The organism is Streptomyces sp. NPDC021093, from assembly GCF_044333135.1.
Classification (GTDB): Bacteria; Actinomycetota; Actinomycetes; order Streptomycetales; family Streptomycetaceae; genus Streptomyces.
On sequence record NZ_JBIRQJ010000002.1, the window covers coordinates 485,186 to 504,034 of the forward strand.

The 18,849-nt window shown below is 69.3% G+C and carries 17 protein-coding genes; 12 read left to right on the forward strand and 5 right to left on the reverse strand.

What is annotated here, in order from left to right; all coding sequences use genetic code 11:
* Positions 1-117 precede the first annotated feature (117 nt).
* The 4 genes from ACH4SP_RS07090 (at position 118) to ACH4SP_RS07105 (ending at position 4,818) form a co-directional block, all read left to right on the forward strand.
* The gene (locus ACH4SP_RS07090) at positions 118-1,659 is read left to right on the forward strand and encodes an AMP-binding protein (RefSeq protein WP_398410674.1); all 1,542 of its coding nucleotides are present in this window, start codon (positions 118-120) and stop codon (positions 1,657-1,659) included.
* Between the two features lie 55 nt (positions 1,660-1,714).
* Positions 1,715-2,599 (forward strand): aldo/keto reductase, encoded by an 885-nt coding sequence (locus ACH4SP_RS07095; protein ID WP_398410677.1) that lies wholly within the window; start codon positions 1,715-1,717, stop codon positions 2,597-2,599.
* 53 nt (positions 2,600-2,652) lie between these two features.
* Positions 2,653-4,299: an AMP-binding protein gene (locus tag ACH4SP_RS07100; protein WP_398411809.1), complete on the forward strand. Its 1,647-nt coding sequence runs from the start codon at positions 2,653-2,655 to the stop codon at positions 4,297-4,299.
* A gap of 186 nt (positions 4,300-4,485) precedes the next feature.
* Positions 4,486-4,818, forward strand: a complete 333-nt coding sequence (locus tag ACH4SP_RS07105; RefSeq protein WP_398410679.1) for a hypothetical protein — start codon at positions 4,486-4,488, stop codon at positions 4,816-4,818.
* A 138-nt stretch (positions 4,819-4,956) separates the two neighbouring features.
* Here ACH4SP_RS07105 and ACH4SP_RS07110 read toward each other — a convergent pair whose 3' ends face one another.
* Positions 4,957-5,514: a GNAT family N-acetyltransferase gene (locus ACH4SP_RS07110; protein WP_398410682.1), complete on the reverse strand. Its 558-nt coding sequence runs from the start codon at positions 5,512-5,514 to the stop codon at positions 4,957-4,959.
* Between the two features lie 48 nt (positions 5,515-5,562).
* Positions 5,563-6,477, reverse strand: coding sequence for a hypothetical protein (locus ACH4SP_RS07115; protein ID WP_398410683.1), 915 nt, complete (start codon positions 6,475-6,477; stop codon positions 5,563-5,565).
* Positions 6,478-6,781: 304 nt separating this feature from the next.
* On the opposite strand from ACH4SP_RS07115, the gene gcl reads away from it, so the two are divergent.
* The gene (gene gcl / locus ACH4SP_RS07120) at positions 6,782-8,566 is read left to right on the forward strand and encodes a glyoxylate carboligase (protein WP_398410687.1); all 1,785 of its coding nucleotides are present in this window, start codon (positions 6,782-6,784) and stop codon (positions 8,564-8,566) included.
* A 721-nt stretch (positions 8,567-9,287) separates the two neighbouring features.
* Here the strand turns inward: gcl and ACH4SP_RS07125 are convergent.
* The 3 genes from ACH4SP_RS07125 to ACH4SP_RS07135 form a co-directional block, all read right to left on the reverse strand.
* Positions 9,288-10,748: a catalase gene (locus tag ACH4SP_RS07125; RefSeq protein WP_398410690.1), complete on the reverse strand. Its 1,461-nt coding sequence runs from the start codon at positions 10,746-10,748 to the stop codon at positions 9,288-9,290.
* 248 nt (positions 10,749-10,996) lie between these two features.
* Positions 10,997-11,887 carry a 2-hydroxy-3-oxopropionate reductase gene (locus ACH4SP_RS07130; protein WP_398410694.1) on the reverse strand — a complete coding sequence of 297 codons (891 nt, stop codon included), beginning with the start codon at positions 11,885-11,887 and terminating at the stop codon, positions 10,997-10,999.
* A gap of 35 nt (positions 11,888-11,922) precedes the next feature.
* The gene (locus tag ACH4SP_RS07135; RefSeq protein ID WP_398410698.1) at positions 11,923-12,762 is read right to left on the reverse strand and encodes a TIM barrel protein; all 840 of its coding nucleotides are present in this window, start codon (positions 12,760-12,762) and stop codon (positions 11,923-11,925) included.
* 118 nt (positions 12,763-12,880) lie between these two features.
* Here ACH4SP_RS07135 and ACH4SP_RS07140 point away from each other — a divergent pair, with 118 nt between their 5' ends.
* The 7 genes from ACH4SP_RS07140 to ACH4SP_RS07170 all read left to right on the forward strand — a co-directional run bounded on the left by ACH4SP_RS07140 (position 12,881) and on the right by ACH4SP_RS07170 (position 18,602).
* Positions 12,881-13,135 carry a hypothetical protein gene (locus ACH4SP_RS07140; protein WP_398410700.1) on the forward strand — a complete coding sequence of 85 codons (255 nt, stop codon included), beginning with the start codon at positions 12,881-12,883 and terminating at the stop codon, positions 13,133-13,135.
* Positions 13,132-13,509 (forward strand): helix-turn-helix domain-containing protein, encoded by a 378-nt coding sequence (locus ACH4SP_RS07145; RefSeq protein ID WP_398410701.1) that lies wholly within the window; start codon positions 13,132-13,134, stop codon positions 13,507-13,509. The genes ACH4SP_RS07140 and ACH4SP_RS07145 overlap by 4 nt, the downstream gene beginning before the upstream one ends.
* A gap of 199 nt (positions 13,510-13,708) precedes the next feature.
* Positions 13,709-14,236 carry a 2-oxo-4-hydroxy-4-carboxy-5-ureidoimidazoline decarboxylase gene (gene uraD / locus ACH4SP_RS07150; RefSeq protein ID WP_398410705.1) on the forward strand — a complete coding sequence of 176 codons (528 nt, stop codon included), beginning with the start codon at positions 13,709-13,711 and terminating at the stop codon, positions 14,234-14,236.
* A gap of 1 nt (position 14,237) precedes the next feature.
* Positions 14,238-14,657, forward strand: coding sequence for a hydroxyisourate hydrolase (gene uraH, locus ACH4SP_RS07155; RefSeq protein WP_398410709.1), 420 nt, complete (start codon positions 14,238-14,240; stop codon positions 14,655-14,657).
* 5 nt (positions 14,658-14,662) lie between these two features.
* Positions 14,663-15,586 carry a factor-independent urate hydroxylase gene (pucL, locus tag ACH4SP_RS07160; RefSeq protein ID WP_398410713.1) on the forward strand — a complete coding sequence of 308 codons (924 nt, stop codon included), beginning with the start codon at positions 14,663-14,665 and terminating at the stop codon, positions 15,584-15,586.
* 100 nt (positions 15,587-15,686) lie between these two features.
* Entirely contained in the window at positions 15,687-17,144 is a 1,458-nt protein-coding gene (locus tag ACH4SP_RS07165; protein ID WP_398410715.1) for a nucleobase:cation symporter-2 family protein, read from the forward strand.
* A 45-nt stretch (positions 17,145-17,189) separates the two neighbouring features.
* A complete protein-coding gene (locus ACH4SP_RS07170; RefSeq protein WP_398410718.1) occupies positions 17,190-18,602 on the forward strand; it encodes an 8-oxoguanine deaminase in 1,413 nt (470 codons plus the stop codon).
* The last annotated feature ends 247 nt before the right edge of the window (positions 18,603-18,849 follow it).

The window sequence follows — 18,849 nt, forward strand, 5'->3', positions numbered from 1 at the left end:
AGCGGGCGGAACGGGGTCGGACACGTGATCTTCCTTTCACCCCCGTCCGGGGGTAGTGAGATCCAGGTGACTGGAACAGGATGTTAAAACCACAGCCGGTATCAGGGAGAGTGCACGATGCGGACGCCCATGACCATCTCCGACTTCCTCGACCGTGCGGAGCTGGGCTTCGGATCGCGCCCCGGCGTGATCGACGAGCCTCTCCAGCCCGCCGTGCCGGTGCCGGACTCCACGTACGGACAACTCGGTGTGCGGGTCCGTGCCTGGCAGGCGGGGCTCGACGCGCTGGGTGTGGGGGAGGGCGAGCGGGTGGCCGTGGTCAGCCACAACTCCGCCCGGCTGCTTGAGCTTCTGTTCGCGGTGACGATGAGCGGCCGGATCTGCGTACCGATCAACTTCCGTCTCAAGCCGGACGAGATCGACTACATGGTGCGGCAGAGCGGGGCCACCGTACTGCTGATCGACCCGGAGCTGGACGACGCCCTGTCCGGGGTCAAGGCCAGGCACCGGTTCGTGCTCGGGGAGCAGACCGACACCGAGCTGATGCGGTACGGGGTGGAGCCGCGCCCGTGGTCGAACCCGGACGAGGACGCCACCGCGACCATCAACTACACCTCGGGCACCACCGCGCGCCCCAAGGGCGTACAGCTCACCCACCGCAACATTTGGGTCAACGGCCTCACCTTCGGCCTGCACACCCGCGCCTGGGAGCGCGACGTCTACATGCACACCCTCCCGATGTTCCACTGCAACGGGTGGGGAATGCCCTTCGTGATGGCGGGGCTCGGCGTCAAGCAGGTCGTACTGCGGAAGGTGGACGGCGCCGAGATCCTGCGCCGCGTCGACGAGCACGGGGTGACGCTGATGTGCGGCGCCCCCGCCGTCTGGAACGCGGTGCTCGACGCCGCCGCCGGCTGGGAAGGCCCCGTCCCCGGCCGGGACCGGGTGCGGGTGGTCTGCGCCGGTGCCCCGCCGCCCTCCCGCATGATCCAGCGCATGGACGAGGAGCTGGGCTGGGAGTTTACCCAGATCTACGGTCTGACCGAGACGTCCCCGCTGCTCACCTTCAACCGCATCCAGCCCGCGGACGCGGGCCTTCCGGCGGAGGAGCGCGCCCGCAAGCTCTCCCGGGCCGGAATCCCCGCTCTCGGCGTGCAGATGAAGGTCGCCGGTTCCGGTGAGGTGCTGGCGCGCTCCAACGTCGTGCTCGACGCGTACTGGGAGAAGCCGGAGGAGACGGCCGACGCGCTGGAGGGCGGCTGGTTCCACACGGGCGACGGCGGCACGCTCGACGAGGCGGACGGCCACCTCACCATCTCCGACCGCAAGAAGGACGTCATCATCACCGGTGGTGAGAACGTCTCCTCGATCGAGGTCGAGGACACGATCTTCAGTCACCCGGCGGTCGCCGAGGTCGCCGTCATCGGCGTCCCGCACGAGAAGTGGGGGGAGACCATCAAGGCCCTCGTCGTCCTCGCCGAAGGCGCGGAGGCGGTGGAGGCCGACATCATCGCGCACTGCAAGCAGCGCATGGCGGGCTACAAGGCCCCCACGTCGGTCGAGTTCCGCGACGTGATCCCGCGCACGGCCACCGGCAAGATCCAGAAGTTCAAGCTGCGCGAGCCGTACTGGGCGGGCCTCGACCGGCAGATCAGCTGAACGGGCGCATGCGTAAAGGGTGTTGGTACGTTCACGCAGAGAGGTACGCCGCTTCATGACCACAGGCTCCACCGCAGGCACCTTCCGCATCGGCGGTGAGCGCACCGTCGGGCGCATCGGCTTCGGCGCCATGCGCCTTTCGACCTCGCCGGCCGAGGCCCGGGAGACGTCCAAGGCTGTGGTCCGCCGCGCCGTCGAACTGGGTGTGACCCTGATCGACACCGCGCAGCTGTACGGCTGGGGCGCCAACGAGGAACTGCTGGCCGAGGCGCTCCACCCCTACCCCGAAGAACTCCTCGTCGCGACGAAGGTCGGCGTCAGGCCGACGGGCGACGAGCGGGAGGCGGACCTCGACGGCCGCCCCGAGTCACTGCGCCGCCAGGTGGACGAGGCCATCGGCCGGCTCAGGGTCGAGCACCTCGAACTGCTCCAGCTGCACCGCGTCGATCCGAAGGTTCCGCTCGCCGACCAGGTGGGCGCGTTGCGCGAGTGCCAACTCGCGGGAAAGATCCGGCACATCGGCCTCTCCGAGGTCACTGTCGACGAGCTCGAACAGGCCCGCGGGATCGTGGAAGTCGCCAGCGTGCAGAACCGCTACAACCTCCTCGACCGCGAGTACGAGGCGGTGCTCGACGCGTGCGAGGAGGCGGGCATCGCGTTCCTGCCCTGGCGCCCGGTGCACACCGTGGCCTCGTCGGCGGAACCGGGTGCGGCGGACGGCATCGCCGCCGTGGCCGAGGAGCTCGGGGCGACACCCGCCCAGGTCGCGCTCGCCTGGCTGCTCGCCCGCTCTCCCGTGCTGCTGCCCATTCCGGGCACCGGCACGGTGGAGCACCTGGAGGAGAACCTCGCCGCGGCGGACCTGCGGCTGACCGACGAGCAGCTCCAGCGGCTCGACCAGGCATCCAGCCAGTCGCCCGACCAGGCCTCACCGCACTGACCGACCGACTGACTGAGGGAGAATTTCCGTTGAACGAGATCTCGCAGCCGTCCATGTCCTCGCGGCCGTCCCCGTCCTCGCAGCCGTCCCTGTCCGAGCAGCCGTCCCTGTCCTATGCGCACGGCACCGGTACGGTTCCGCTGCTCGGGGACACCGTCGGCGGCAATCTGCGGCGTGCGGTGGACGCGTACCCGGAGCGGGAGGCGCTGGTCGACATGGCGTCCGGGAGGCGCTGGACGTACGCCCAACTCGGCGCAGACGTCGACGAGTTGGCACGCGGCCTGCTGGCCATGGGGGTCGCCAAGGGTGAGCGGGTGGGGATCTGGGCGGTGAACTGCCCGGAGTGGGTCCTCGTGCAGTACGCCACCGCGCGTATCGGCGCCATCATGGTCAACATCAACCCCGCATACCGGGCCCACGAGTTGGCGTACGTCCTCCAACAGGCCGGGGTCGCCGTGCTGGTGGCCTCCCTTGCACACAAGGGGAGCGACTACCGCGCGCTGGTGGCGGAGGTCCGCGAGGAGTGCCCGGAGCTGCGGTCCGTGCACCACATCGGCGATCCGAGCTGGGAAGAGCTGACCGCCGAACTCGCCCCCGAGGACCAACTTGCCGCACGCGACGCCGAGTTGACGTGCGACGACCCGATCAACATCCAGTACACCTCGGGGACGACCGGCTTCGCGAAGGGCGCCACGCTCTCCCACCACAACATCCTCAACAACGGATACTTCGTGGGCGAGACGGTGGGCTACGGGGAGCAGGACCGGATCTGTCTGCCCGTGCCCTTCTACCACTGCTTCGGCATGGTCATGGGAAACCTGGCCGCCACCTCGCACGGGGCGTGCGTCGTCATCCCCGCGCCGTCCTTCGAACCGGCCGCCACCCTGCGCGCGGTCCAGGCGGAGCGGTGCACCTCGCTGTACGGCGTACCGACCATGTTCATCGCCGAGCTGGGCCTGCCGGACTTCGCCTCGTACGACCTCTCCAGCCTGCGCACCGGCATCATGGCCGGGTCTCCGTGCCCGGTCGAGGTCATGAAGCGGGTCGTCGCCGAGATGCACATGGCGGAGGTGTCCATCTGCTACGGCATGACGGAGACGTCGCCCGTCGCCACCCAGACCCGCCGCGACGACGACCTGGAACGGCGCACCGGCACCGTCGGCCGCGTCCTGCCGCACCTGGAGGTCAAGGTCGTCGACCCGGCGACCGGCGTCACCGTCCCACGCGGCGAACCCGGCGAGCTGTGCACCCGCGGCTACAGCGTGATGCTCGGCTACTGGAACGAGCCGGAGAAGACCGCCGAAGTCGTCGACCGGGGCCGGTGGATGCACACCGGTGACCTCGGGACGATGGGCGAGGACGGCTACGTACAGATCGTCGGCCGGATCAAGGACATGATCATCCGGGGTGGTGAGAACGTCTACCCGCGCGAGATCGAGGAGTTCCTGTACGGACACCCGAAGATCGCCGACGTACAGGTGGTCGGCATCCCCGACGCACGCTACGGCGAGGAGATCCTGGCCTGTGTCGTGCCGCGCGACCCGGCCGACCCGCCGACGCACGACGAGGTCGCCGAGTACTGCCGGGGCAGGCTGGCGCACTACAAGGTGCCCCGCCGGGTCGAGGTCGTGGACGGCTTCCCGATGACGGTCAGCGGCAAGGTGCGGAAGATCGAACTCCGGGAGCGGTACGCGAGCTGAACTCCTTGCCCGAGCGGCACCGCTGCGTCGGGATACGGGCCGGGGGAAACGTGACACGGGGGTGCACGCACCGGTCCACCGGTGTGCGCCGTCGCGGGCACGGCAACCCCGCCCTGTCCGCGAACGGCCCCGATGAGGCGAGTGCACTTCATGCATTCAGTTGCGAGAACCCTTCAAGTCCTTTTCATGGTGGCCGGGTTGGGCCTGCTGGCCTACGGCTTCATCGAGGAGGACGACGAGAAGGCGCGCAAGGAACACAACCTGGAATGGGTCTGCGGCCCCGAGTCCGGCGGTTCGACGACCCAGCAGCGCTGCCAGACCCAGGGTGCCAACAACTACAGCTGGTCCAACGGTGCCGAGAACACCGGCATCGCGATCTCCCTGGCGGGTGTCGGCCTGCTGGTGGCCTCGGCGTCCGTGGCGATCGGCGCCGACCGGAAGGCCCCCGCGCCGCCCGCCCCGGCCGCCGCGCCGGGGTACGGGGGCCAGCCCGCGTACGCCCCGAACCAGGGCTACTAGGGCGTCAACCCGCAGGCATGGCGCGGTAGTTGTGCCGATTCCCCCATCGGCTCGGCCGCAACGCGGCTCTGCTCGCCCACCGGGGCTGGGCCACGGCACGTACACCAGCAGTCTGTGCGCGAGGCAGCAGATCGACAGCTATCCGATCTCGCACGCCGTTCCGCCCCGGAACAGCTCCTGCCCCGCCGTCGAGCCGAAGGGCTGACGGCGCATCATGCACACGCGCGGCCACCGGTCGAGGCCCAGCGCGGCTTCCTCGGTGACGATCTCCCGCAGCCCGTCGGTGAGTTCGGGGTCGGCGAGGACGCGGAAGCCCAGGCGGGCGTAGTACGGCGCGTTCCACGGCACCTCGGCGAAGGTGGTCAGAGTCAGCGGGGCGGGCCCGGCCGTCTTCGCCAGGTGCTCGATGAGGGCGCGGCCCGCTCCGCGGCGGGCGATGCGCGGGTGCACCGACACCTGGTCGATGTGTGCGGCCCCGTCCACCTCCTGCCAGATCAGATACCCGTCGGGGCGGCCGTCGCAGTCGGCGAACACCCAGGCACGGCCGTCCCGTTGGTACGCGGCGAGCAGGTCGAGCGGCGGCGGGTCGTCGTCCGCGATCTCGGTCATCCCGAGTGCGCGGAAGGGTTCACCGGCCGCGCGCTCGATGTCCTGGAGCAGGGGAAGGTCGGCAGGGGTGGCCGGGCGGATGGGCATGCGACCAGTATCCCGCCCGGGGCCGGGCGGGACCTGGCCGGGTCCGGCTCAGCCGGCCGAACCCACGAGCTCGTCCGCCGCGCCGTTGGCGGGCTGCGGAGTGCCGGTGAGGTCCATGACGAACAGGGGGACGCCGAGGTCCTCCGCGCGGGCCCGTGCCTCGGGGACGTACCCCGTGAGCGAGAAGAACACCGATAAGGAGGACGAATTGAGCCCGTGCAGCCAGAGGCACTCCACGTCGCGGAGCGTGGACGGCTCGGTGCGCGGGTCGACCTGGGCGACCAGCCCGCGGGCGCGCAGGTCGATGCCGGAGGCGGGGTGCTCGGGCGACTGGAGGATGTCGTGGAAGCCGAGCCACTTGAGGTAGAGCGCGGCGGCGGTGACGGCGTCCCGGGCGGTACGGATCGTGAGCGGGCGGAACGGCGGCCTGGGACGGGGAACGGGGGAGCCGTCGGCCGGGCCGCCGCTCTCGCCGTGGGCGGGCGCGGTGCGGGTGGCGGCGGCCGGTTCGGCATCGGCATCGGCGCCGATGTGGGCACGGGCGTCGATGTCGGTGCTGGTGTCAGCATCGGGACTGGCATCGGCATCGGCGTTGGCGTCGAAGCCGGTGCCCGGGGCGTCCACGTGCCCGGCGTGCCCCGCATGCCCGGCGTATCCGGTGTGCCCGGCGTGTCCTGCCGGGGTGGGACGGGGGCCCGTCGGGGCAGGGCGTACGGGAATGCGCAGGACCGCGCCGCAGCCGCAGCCGAGCTCCGGCTGGGGCCACTGGTCCTGCCGCCCGCAGGACGGGCAGCGGACCGTCACCCAGGAGTCCGTCCAGGTGCGGTGAGTGATCGGCTGCGGCGGGGCGCCGCGCAGCAGCGGCGGGGCCAGCGGAGCACCGCACGCGCAGGGGAAGACGGGCGGCACGTACGCGTGGTCACGGCGGCAGGCGGGGCACCGCACCGGCACGCTGCTTCCCATGGGGTGACCTCCGGCACTGGGTCCCGGCGCAGCGGCCCGGGAGGGGCGGCCGGGCCGTGAACACGTGAACGACTGATGCGCTGTGGCGTCCATGGTCACACCAAGTGTGCGGAGTTGGCAGGCACTTCGGCTCTTTTCTGTCCACTTGCTGGGACCGCCCGCAGGGACACCCGCGCAGCCGCCCCCGGCGCCCGAACCGTGGACACCTCTCTTGACGCCGACACCCTCACATTCTATGTTGCTTCCACATAGCAGAACAGTACTTCCGCATTACGGAAAACCGGCCTGAAGCAGGAGTGACCCGATGCCCCGTATGACCGCTGCGCTCGCAGCAGTTGAAATCCTCAAGCGCGAAGGCGTGAGCCACGCGTTCGGCGTGCCCGGCGCGGCGATCAACCCCTTCTACAAGGCCCTCCAGGCCGGTGGCGGGATCAAGCACACGCTGGCCCGCCACGTAGAGGGCGCGTCCCACATGGCCGAGGGCTACACCCGCAGCAGCGCAGGCAACATCGGCGTCTGCATCGGTACCTCGGGCCCCGCGGGAACCGACATGATCACCGGGCTCTACTCGGCCATCGCCGACTCGATCCCGATCCTCTGCATCACCGGCCAGGCCCCGGTCGCGAAGCTCCACAAGGAGGACTTCCAGGCCGTCGACATCGCCAAGATCGCGGCCCCGGTCACCAAGAAGGCCACCACGGTGCTGGAGGCCGCACAGGTCCCCGGCGTCTTCCAGGAGGCCTTCCACCTGATGCGCTCCGGCCGTCCGGGACCGGTCCTCATCGACCTGCCGATCGACGTGCAGCTCACCGAGATCGAGTTCGACCCCGAGACGTACCAGCCGCTGCCGGTCTACAAGCCGACCGCGACCCGCGCCCAGGTCGAGAAGGCGCTCTCGCTCTACCTGGAGTCGGAGCGCCCGCTGCTCGTCGCCGGTGGCGGCATCATCAACGCCGACGCCTCCGAACTGCTCGTCGAGTTCGCCGAGCTGACCGGCACCCCGGTCATCCCCACCCTCATGGGCTGGGGCATCCTGCCCGACGACCACGAGCTGAACGCCGGCATGGTGGGCCTGCAGACCTCGCACCGCTACGGCAACGCGAACTTCCTGGAGTCCGACTTCGTCCTCGGCATCGGCAACCGCTGGGCCAACCGCCACACCGGCGACCTGGACGTCTACACCAAGGGTCGCAAGTTCGTCCACGTGGACATCGAGCCCACCCAGCTCGGCAAGATCTTCGCCCCGGACTACGGGATCGCCTCCGACGCGAAGGCCGCCCTGGAGCTCTTCGTCGAGGTCGCGCGCGAGCTCAAGGCGGCGGGCAGGCTCCCCGACCGCAGCGCGTGGGCCGCCTCCACCCAGGACCGCAAGGCCAAGCTCCAGCGCCGCACGCACTTCGACAACGTGCCGATCAAGCCGCAGCGCGTGTACGAGGAGATGAACAGGGCCTTCGGCCCGGAGACCCGGTACGTCACCACCATCGGCCTCTCCCAGATCGCCGGCGCGCAGATGCTGCACGTCTACAAGCCGCGCCACTGGATCAACTGTGGCCAGGCGGGCCCGCTCGGCTGGACGATCCCGGCCGCGCTCGGTGTCGCCACCGCCGACCCCGAGGGCCAGGTCGTCGCCCTCTCCGGCGACTACGACTTCCAGTTCATGCTGGAGGAGCTGGCGGTCGGCGCGCAGCACAACATCCCGTACGTGCACGTCCTGGTGAACAACTCCTACCTGGGCCTGATCCGCCAGGCCCAGCGGAACCTGGACATCAACTTCCAGGTCAACCTGGAGTTCGAGAACATCAACTCGCCGGAGCTGGGCGTCTACGGCGTCGACCACGTCAAGGTCGTCGAGGGCCTGGGCTGCAAGGCCATCCGGGTCACCGAGCCCGACCAGCTGCTCCCCGCCTTCGAGGAGGCCAAGAAGCTGGCAGCCGAGTTCCGGGTGCCGGTCGTGGTGGAGGCGATCCTGGAGCGCATCACGAACATCTCGATGAGCGGGGCGGGGATCGACGCGGTCAACGAGTGGGAGGACGTGGTGACGGAGGAGGGTCAGGCGCCGACGGCGGTGCGGGCCTTTGTGGCGCAGTAGTGCCCTAGATACGTACCTCTAGGTACGCCCAGGGGGCCGGTCACCGGGTAACGGTGACCGGCCCCCTTTGGCGTGTGCGGGGGGGCGTGCGGTCGGGTGGGGCGTGCCGCGGTGGGGGCCGCCCCCTTGCCCACCCGTTCCGCCCCCCGGGGGGCGGCCCCGCTGCCCAAGGAGGCTAGGGCGGGCTCACTGCCCAAGGGGGTTCGGGGGCTCAGGGGCTCGGGGGCAGGCATTTAGGGGCGCGGGGAACTGCGCGACCAGCCACGACGCACCTGCACGACGAACCACCCACCGCCCTGCGCCCAGCAGCCTGCACGACGAACCACCCACCGCCCTGCGCCCAGCAGCCCGCACGACGAACCACCCACCGCCCTGCGCGAAGCAGCCCGCCCGCATCCGTGCGACCGGACCCATCCCCCCCCGGCCAACGCCAAAGGGCGCGGAGTACGGGACCGTCCGTACTCCGCGCCCTGGTATCTGGCGTAACGCAAGGAATGAGGCCGCGGCGGCGACGATGAGCCCCGGGCAGGCCTTCCCTCAGGTCGAGAAGGAGTCCCCGGTGGCCTTCACCACCGCACTGGCTCGCCCACCGCCGCGGGCCTCGTTCATGTCCGTACCGCCGACCACCCCTCATTCGGGCCGGCGGTACGGACAGCGGCAAGGACCTGACCTCCCGTCAGGTCCCGGCCGCAGTCTGGGAGTTGCAGTTACCAGTAAAGAGTTACTGGTTCTCGCGGAGCTCGCGGACCGCTTCCTCGACGCGCTTGCCGTACTCCGCGTCCGCGGCGTGGAAGTGCGCGAGGTTCTTCTCGACCACGTCGTCGCGGGTGACCTGGGACAGGCCGCCGGCGATGTTGGCGATCAGGCGGGCCTGCTCGTCGGACGACATCAGGCGGTACAGCTCACCGGCCTGGAAGAAGTGGTCGTCCTTGACGTGCTGGGCGGTGGTGTAGGTGCCCGTCCAGCCGGTCAGCTCGGCGGGGGCGCCGAGCGGGGCGTCCGTCTGCGCGGGGCCCTCGTACGAGTTGGGCTCGTAGTTCTTGTCGTGGCGCGTGCCGTACCGGGTGGCGTAGGCGCCGTCCCGCCCGTAGTTGTCGGCGGGCGCGTTCTTCGGCGCGTTCACCGGCAGCTGGGTGTGGTTGACGCCCAGGCGGTAGCGGTGCGCGTCCGCGTAGGCGAACATCCGGCCCTGGAGCATCTTGTCCGGCGACGCGGTGATGCCCGGGACGAAGTTGTTCGGGGAGAACGCGGCCTGCTCGACCTCGGCGAAGACGTTGTCCGGGTTGCGGTCGAGGACCAGCCGGCCCACGCGCTGCAGCGGGTAGTCCGAGTGCGGCCACACCTTGGTCACGTCGAACGGGTTGAAGCGGTAGTTGGCCGCTTCCGCCGCCGGCATGATCTGGACGTGGAGGGTCCAGGACGGGTTCACGCCGCGCTCGATGGCCTGGAGCAGGTCCGTCTGGTGCGAGTTGGCGTCCTGGCCGACGATCTCCGCGGCCTGGTCGGCCGACAGCGAGCGGATGCCCTGGTTCGTCTTGAAGTGGTACTTGACGAAGAAGGCCTCGCCCTCGGCGTTCGTCCACTGGTACGTGTGCGAGCCGTAGCCGTTCATGTGGCGGTACGAGGCGGGGATGCCGCGGTCGCCCATCAGCCAGGTGACCTGGTGCGTCGCCTCGGGGGCGTGCGCCCAGAAGTCCCAGACGTTGTCCGGCTCCTGCTTGCCCGTGAAGGGGTCGCGCTTCTGGGAGTGGATGAAGTCGGGGAACTTGATCGGGTCCTTGATGAAGAACACCGGGGTGTTGTTGCCGACGAGGTCGTAGTTGCCCTCTTCGGTGTAGAACTTCAGCGCGAAGCCGCGCGGGTCGCGGACCGCGTCCGCGCCACCGAGGTTGTCCGCGACGGTGGAGAAGCGGATGAACGTCTCGGTGCGCTTGCCGACCTCGGAGAGGAAGTCCGCGCGGGTGAAGCCGGTGACGTCGTCGGTGACCTCGAAGTAGCCGTAGGCGCCGGAGCCGCGGGCGTGCACGACACGCTCCGGGATGCGCTCGCGGTTGAATCGGGCGAGCTTCTCCAGCAGGTGCTGGTCCTGGAGGAGGAGAGGGCCACCGACACCGGCGGAGGCGGAATTCTGGTTGTCGGCGACCGGGGCGCCTGACTCGGTCGTGAGCACACGCTTCGACATGGTGACCTTGGAACCTTCCTGCGGGAGCTGCTGGCGGCGTGAGGAGCGTAAGTACGCACCGAACGTGACGTCAACAGTTTGTTGAAGTTGATGTGGCGAGAAGTCTGGCGAGAAGTCTGGCGAGAGGTGTGAGTGGTACCCGGGCCGCGGCGGCGCCTGGGCGCGACAGGACAGGTGTCAGCGCCGCCGCGGCCCGGAGTTCAAGTGGCCCTATATGTAAGGGCGTTGGGGAGGTCGGGAGCTACGTCTCAGACCTGCTGGCCGGACAGCCGCTCGACCGCGCGCAGCAGTGCCGAGTGGTCCAGGCCGCCGTCGCCCTGGGCGCGCAGCGAGGCGACCAGCTGGGCGACGACCGCGCCGACGGGGAGCGCCGCACCGACATTGCGGGCGGCGTCGGTGACGATGCCCATGTCCTTGTGGTGCAGGTCGATCCGGAAACCGGGCGCGAAGTCGCGATTGAGGAAGTTGTCCTTCTTGCGGGTCAGGACCGTGGAACCGGCCAGACCGCCGTTGAGGACGTCGAGGGCCGCGGCGAGGTCCACGCCGGACTTCTCCAGGAAGACCACGGCCTCGGCGCACGCCTGGATGTTGACCGCGACGATCAGCTGGTTGGCGGCCTTCACCGTCTGGCCCGAGCCGTGCGGACCGCACAGCACGATGGTCTTGCCGAGGGCCTCCAGGAGCGGCTTGGCGGCGTCGAAGTCCGCCTGCTCGCCACCGACCATGATGGAGAGGACCGCCTCGATCGCACCGGCCTCGCCGCCGGACACCGGGGCGTCCAGGACGCGGATGCCCTTGTCCTTGGCGGCCTTCGCGAGGTCGATCGAGGTCTGCGGGGTGATCGAGGACATGTCGATCAGGAGGGCGCCGGACCTGACGTTCTCCAGGATGCCGTCCGGGCCGTATGCGATGGCCTCGACCTGCGGGGAGGCGGGCACCATCGTGATGACGACGTCGGCGTCCTTGACGGCCTCGGCGATCGAGCCCGCGCCCTTGCCGCCGGCGGTGACCAGGCGGTCGATCTTGGCCTGCTCCAGGGTGAACCCGGTGACGTCGTAACCGGCCTTCAGCAGGTTCTCGGCCATGGGGGAGCCCATGATGCCGAGGCCGATGAAACCGATCTTGGGAAGGGTGCTCATGCGGGGTGCCTCTCTCAAATGCTGTGTCAGGTACGTCAGTTGGCCGCGCGGAGCGGCTGCGGCAGCCACTCGAAGGCGCCGGCGCTCGGGCGGTCGCCCGGCTTGTACTCCAGGCCGACCCAGCCCTCGTAACCCGCCTTCTTCAGACGGCCGAGCAGCTCGACGAAGTCGAGGTCGCCGGAGCCCGGCGCGCCACGGCCCGGGTTGTCGGCGATCTGGACGTGGCCGGTCTTGTCCGCGTAGGCGTCGATGACCTCGTTCAGGTCCTCGCCGTTCATCGACAGGTGGTAGAGGTCGAGCAGGAACTTGGCGTTGCCAAGGCCCGTCGCCGCGTTCACCTTGTCGACGACCTCGATCGCGGACGGGGCGCTCACCAGCGGGTAGAGCGGGGACTCCGGCTTGTTCAGGGCCTCGACCAGCAGGATCGCCCCGACCCGGTCGGCCGCGCGGGCCGCCAGTACGAGGTTCTCCAGGGCCAGGGTGTCCTGGATCTGCGGGTCCACACCCTCGACGCGGTTGCCGTACAGCGCATTGAGCGCCTTGCAGCCGACCGAGGCGGCGAAGTCCGCCGCCACGTCGATGTTGGCGCGGAAGCGGTCCGACTCCTCGCCCGGGAGGGAGAGCGCACCGCGGTCCGGGCCGGGCAGCTGCCCCGCGTAGAAGTTCAGGCCCACGAGCTGGGTGCCGGCGTCGCCGAGTGCCCTCCTGAGGGCGTCGAGCTCCGACTGCTCGGGTGTCGGGGTCTCGATCCAGGGCCACCACAGCTCGACCGCCGTGAAGCCGGCCGCGGCGGCTGCCGCGGGACGCTCCAGGAGCGGGAGTTCCGTGAAGAGGATCGAGAGGTTCACATCGAAGCGCTGGTCCGTGTAGCCCACTGTGCGCTCCTTCCGTATTGCGGAAGTTGTTTTCTGCTTGATGGAAGGTTGCACGCAGGTCGGGAGGGCTGTCAAGAGGGGCTGCCCGATTTCGTCGTACGCGCAGTACGTTGTGCGCGTGCGATTGAGAGTGGAGTTCACGACCGAGCCCTTCGACCTCGACGAGGCGCCGCCGCACGCGGTGGCGGCCCGAGAGGTGATCCAGGCGGCCGAGCTGGACGCTGTCGACGTGGGCCCCTTCGGCAATACGGCGGAAGGCGGCGGCGACGCGGTGCTCACGGCCGTCGACGCCCTGCTGCGCAAGGCCCTCGCCGCCGGGGCCACCCGCGTCTCGTTGCAGGTCAATGTGATCGGGGAGGGCGAGAAGAAGTGACGGAACCCGGAGACCACCCGCTGGTCACGGCGGTCAAGCCGCTCGTCGACGCCATGGGTGCCGAACTGCTGGAGCCCGCGCGGGCCGACCGGGACGACGTGGTCCTTTCCTGGGAGGGCGAGGACGTCATAGCGGTGCGGTTGCCGCAGCTCTCGGACTCCCTCGACCACATCCTGGCCGCACTGGAGCGCCGGCACGGGATGCCGCTGGCCGACCTCGACCGCAAAACCAAGCAGTCGGTCGTACGGACTCTGGAGGCACGCGGTGCCTTTTCTGTGCGGCACGGTGTGGAAACGGTGGCGGGGGCGCTCGGTGTCAGCCGCTTCACTGTCTACAACTACCTGAACAGGGAAAACGCCGCCAAGACGGACTAGTTGACCCTGCTGGAGGGGGCTCGGGGCCGGATATGGGCCCTTCTGGGACCCCCGTTTGATCGATCATTTTCGGTCGCCGCCGTCCCCGCTTGGGGGCGGCGGCTTTTGTGTTCGCGAACTTTCAACAAACTGTTGACGTCCAGTTCTTGAGGGCGTTAGCTATGCCCAGCCCGTCCAGCACAAGGCCACGGAGGCTCCCGTGACTTCGGTCCAGACACCGGGCCTCACCCGGTTCAACACCCTCTCCGAGAGCGCGGCCCAGGCCGAACTCCACGAGGTGTGTGCCAGTACGGCGTGGGGGAGCAGGCTCATCGCTCAGCGCCCGTACGCATCCGCAGAAGAGCTGTTTCTCGCCAGTGACGCCGCCCTCGCGGAACTCACTGCCGAGGACCTCTCCGAAGCAATGGCGGGGCACCCGCCGATCGGCCGCCCGAAGCCCGGAGACCCGACCTCCTCCCGCGAGCAGCGCGGAATGGCCGGCGCCTCCGAGGAACTCAAGGCCGAAATGCTCGAACTGAACCTGGCGTATCAGGAAAAGTTCGGACATGTCTTCCTGATCTGCGCCACCGGCGCCACCGGTGAGCAGATGCGTGACGCGGTGCGTGAGCGGAGCGGGAACTCGCCCGATCAGGAGCGGGGAAACGTCCGCACCGAACTGGGCAAGATCAACCGCATCCGGCTGACCCGCCTCGTGGAATCCCCCGCGGATTCAGGAGAAGAGAACTGAGATGAGTACCGCAACCACCGCCTCGGTGTCCACGCACATCCTGGACACCAGCATCGGCCGCCCCGCCGAGGGCGTCGCCATCACGCTCACCGCCCGCAGCGGCGGTGGAGCCGAGTGGGTGACGCTCGGCGGTTCGAAGACCGACGCGGACGGACGCTGCAAGGACCTCCCGGCCCTGCCGGAAGGGACGACCCACGTCCGGCTCGACTTCGAGACCGAGACCTACTTCCTGAACAAGCACCGCGCAGACAAGAACAACAGCGAGAACAAAGCCGAGGCTCAGCAGGACGCCCCCCGCGTAAGGGACAGCGGCGCGTTCTTCCCGGAAGTGGCGATCACCTTCGCCGTCGTACCGGGCGAACACTTCCACGTACCGCTGCTGCTCAACCCGTTCGGCTACTCCGTATACCGAGGGAGCTAGCACTGATGCCCACCATTCTCGGCCAGAACCAGTACGGCAAAGCAGAGAACCGCGTCGTCAAGATCACGCGGGACGGCGACACCCACCACATCAAGGACCTGAACGTCTCGGTCGCCCTCTCCGGCGACATGTCGGACGTCCACCTCTCCGGCTCCAACGCGAACGTCCTGCCGACGGACACCACCAAGAACACGGTGTACGCCTTCGCCAAGGAGCACGGGATCGAGTCCGCCGAGCAGTTCGGCATCCACCTCGCCCGGCACTTCGTGTCGTCGCAGGAGCCGATCAAGCGCGCCCGGATCCGCATCGAGGAGTACTCCTGGGAGCGCATCGCGACCTCGGACAACAACTCGAAGTTCATCGGCGCCGACGAGGTGAACCACTCCTTCGCCCGCAAGGGCCAGGAGCTGCGCACCACCCAGATCACCTACGACGGTACGAACTGGGAGGTCATCTCGGGCCTCAAGGACCTCACGGTCATGAACTCCACCAACTCGGAGTTCTGGGGCTACGTCAAGGACAAGTACACGACGCTGAAGGAGGCGTACGACCGCATCCTGTGCACCGACGTCTCCGCCGCCTGGCGCTACAACTGGACCAGCGACGACGACCGGATGCCCCACTGGGACAAGTCGTACGCGCAGGCCAAGAAGCACATCCTGCAGGCCTTCGCCGAGACGTACTCGCTCTCGCTGCAGCAGACGCTCTACCAAATGGGTTCGCGGGTCATCAACAGCCGGAGCGAGATCGACGAGATCCGCTTCTCGCTGCCCAACAACCACCACTTCCTGGTCGACCTCGAACCGTTCGGTCTGAAGAACGACAACGAGGTGTACTTCGCCGCCGACCGCCCGTACGGCCTCATCGAGGCCACCATCCTGCGGGACGGAGTCGAGCCGCGGATCCCGGTCGACATGACCAACCTCTGACGCGGTCGGTCGCTCGCGACCACCTCTGACGCGGTAGGGCCGGGGCCGTGCTTTACGGCGGTAAAGCACGGCCCCGGCCAACCGGAGGGAACGAACATTCATGGCACAGCCAGCAAAGGGGCCGGCAACAGAAGGCCCGTGTCCGACCCAGCAAGGTGATCCGGTCTCGCTCGGGAAGCCGGTCGATCTCCTCGATCCCGTCCATCCCGTGCCCGTCCACCCCGTGGACGAAAAGCTCCCCGCCAAGCGGCTCGTCCCCGCCGCGCTCCAGCACATCGCCGCCATGTACGCCGGCGTCGTCACCCCTCCGCTCATCATCGGCCAGGCCTGCGGCCTGGACGCCGCCGGAATGACCCGGCTGATCGCCGCCAGCCTGCTGATCGCGGGACTCGCCACGATCCTCCAGACCATCGGCCTCACGAAGTTCGCCGGAAACCGGCTGCCCTTCGTCAACGCCGCTTCGTCCGCCGGCATCGCCCCCATGCTCGCGATAGCCGAGACCAGCGCCCCCGGCCACCAACTCCCCGCCATCTACGGTGCGGTGATGGTCGCCGGAGTCTTCTGCCTCGCCGTCGGCCCCTTCTTCGGGAAGCTGCTCCGCTTCTTCCCGCCGCTCGTCACCGGCGTCGTCATCACCCTCATCGGTGTCACGCTGATGCCGGTCCCCGTCGCCTGGGCACAGGGCGGCAACAAGGAAGCCGCCGACTTCGGCGCCATGAAGTACCTGGCACTGGCCGCCTTCACCCTCGCCGTCATCCTGGTCATCCAGCGGTTCGGCAAGGGCTTCGTCAAGCAAGTCGCCCTGCTGCTCGGCATGTTGATCGGCACGCTCGCCGCGATCCCGTTCGGCATGGCCGACTTCAGCGGGCTGAAGGACGCCCCCATCGCCGCACTCCCCACGCCCTTCGCCTTCGGCGCCCCCGAGTTCCAGCCCGCCGCGATCCTCTCGCTGTGCATCGTGATGCTGGTCCTGATGACCGAGTCATCGGCCGGGATGCTCGCCCTGGGCAAGATCTGCGAACGCGACTGCGACGGCCGGACCATCACCCGCGGTCTGCGCACCGACGGCATCGCCACGCTTGTGGGCCCCGTCTTCGGATCCTTCCCGACCAGTGCCTTCGCGCAGAACGTCGGCGTCGTGACCCTCACCCGGGTACGCAGCCGGTACGTGGTCGCCGTCGCCGGTGGCGCGCTGCTCTTCCTCGGCGTGTTCCCGGTACTCGGCGCGGTCGTCTCCATGGTGCCGATGCCCGTACTCGGCGGCGCCGGGATCGTCCTCTTCGGCTCGATCGCCGTGAGCGGCATCCGTACCCTCTCCGAGGCCGGACTCGACGACAGCTCGAACATCATCCTCGTGGCGGTGGCACTCGGCGCGGGCATCATTCCGCTCGCGGCACCCACCTTCTACGCGGACTTCCCCGCCTGGGCACAGACCGTCCTCGGCTCCGGCATCAGCGCCGGCGCACTCGTCGCGGTCCTGCTCAATCTCTTCTTCCACCATCTCGGCACCCGCGGCCGCCGCACTCCAGCGGCGTCCGTGGCACTCAAATCCTCCTAGGGCCCTGCCGTGCCCGATCAATACAGAGGTAAAGGAAGCAGCCCCATGGCAGCACCGGCAGCACAAGCTTCGCGCGACACTCTCCCCCGCATCGTCATCGAGAACTGCGCGATCGCGACCGTCGACGCCCACGACACGGAATACGCGTCGGGACACATCGTCGTCGCAGGCAACCGGATCGAGTCCATCGGCGCGGGCACGGCGCCCGCAGGCCTGGAGAACGTGGCCCGCCGCATCGACGGCACCGGCCACCTCGTCACCCCCGGCCTGATCAACACGCACCACCACTTCTACCAGTGGATCACCCGGGGCATGGCCACCGACCACAACCTGTTCGACTGGCTCACCGCCCTGTACCCGACCTGGGCGCGGATCGACGAGCAGATGGTGACGGCGGCCGCCCGGGGCTCCCTGGCGATGATGGCCCGCGGCGGTGTCACCACCGCCATGGACCACCACTACGTCTTCCCGCGCGGCACCGGCGACCTGTCGTCGGCGATCATCGGCGCGGCCCGGGACATGGGCGTACGGTTCACCCTCGCGCGGGGCTCCATGGACCGCGGCGAGTCCGACGGCGGTCTGCCGCCCGACTTCGCGGTGGAGACCCTCGAAGGCGCGCTCGCCGCCACCGAGGCAACCGTCGACCAGCACCACGACGCGTCCTTCGACTCCATGACCCAGGTCGCCGTCGCCCCCTGCTCACCGTTCTCCGTATCGACCGAACTCATGCGCCAGGGCGCCGAGTTGGCCCGCCGCAAGGGGGTCAGGCTGCACACCCACGGCAGCGAGACGGTCGAGGAGGAGAAGTTCTGCCACGAGCTGTTCGGCATGGGCCCCACCGACTACTTCGAGTCGACGGGCTGGCTCGGCAGCGACGTGTGGATGGCGCACTGCGTCCACATGAACGACTCCGACATCGCCGCCTTCGCCCGCACGGGAACCGGCGTCGCCCACTGCCCCTCCTCCAACGCCCGGCTCGCCGCGGGCATCGCCCGCGTCCCCGACATGCTCGCCGCGGGCGTCCCGGTCGGCCTCGGCGTCGACGGCACCGCCTCCAACGAGTCCGGCGAACTCCACACCGAGCTGCGCAACGCGCTCCTCGTCAACCGCCTGAACACCGAGCACCGCGAGCGGGCCCTCAACGCCCGCCAGGCGCTCCGCCTCGGTACCCACGGAGGTGCCCAAGTACTGGGCCGCGCAGCGGAGATCGGCTCGCTCGAAGCCGGCAAGCTCGCGGACCTGGTGATGTGGAGGACCGACGGCCTCGGCCACTCCACCATCGCCGACCCGGTCACCGCCCTCGTCTTCGGCGCGGCGGCACCGGTCACCCTGTCTCTCGTCAACGGCCGTGCCGTCGTCGAGGACAACCACCTGATCACGGTGGACGAGGACGCCATCGCCCGCAGCGCGCGGGACGAGGCGCAGCGACTCGCGCGGGTCACCGCGCAGCACCGCTGACGCCGATCACCTCGTACCACCGAGGCTCGGCCTTGTCCGAGCAGAGATTCCGGCCGGGAGGGACGGCTCCCGGCCGGAACTGAGCAGCCGAGCGGGCTGCTCAGGAGCCGTTCCCGGGGGCGTGGCCCAACACTTCACGCCCCCGGGGCGGTCCGGCGTACCCGGGCGCGAACGACGGCACAGCAACAACGCTGCAACTCAGCAGCAACACGGGCACCTTTCAATACCCCAGCACCACCAGCACCTT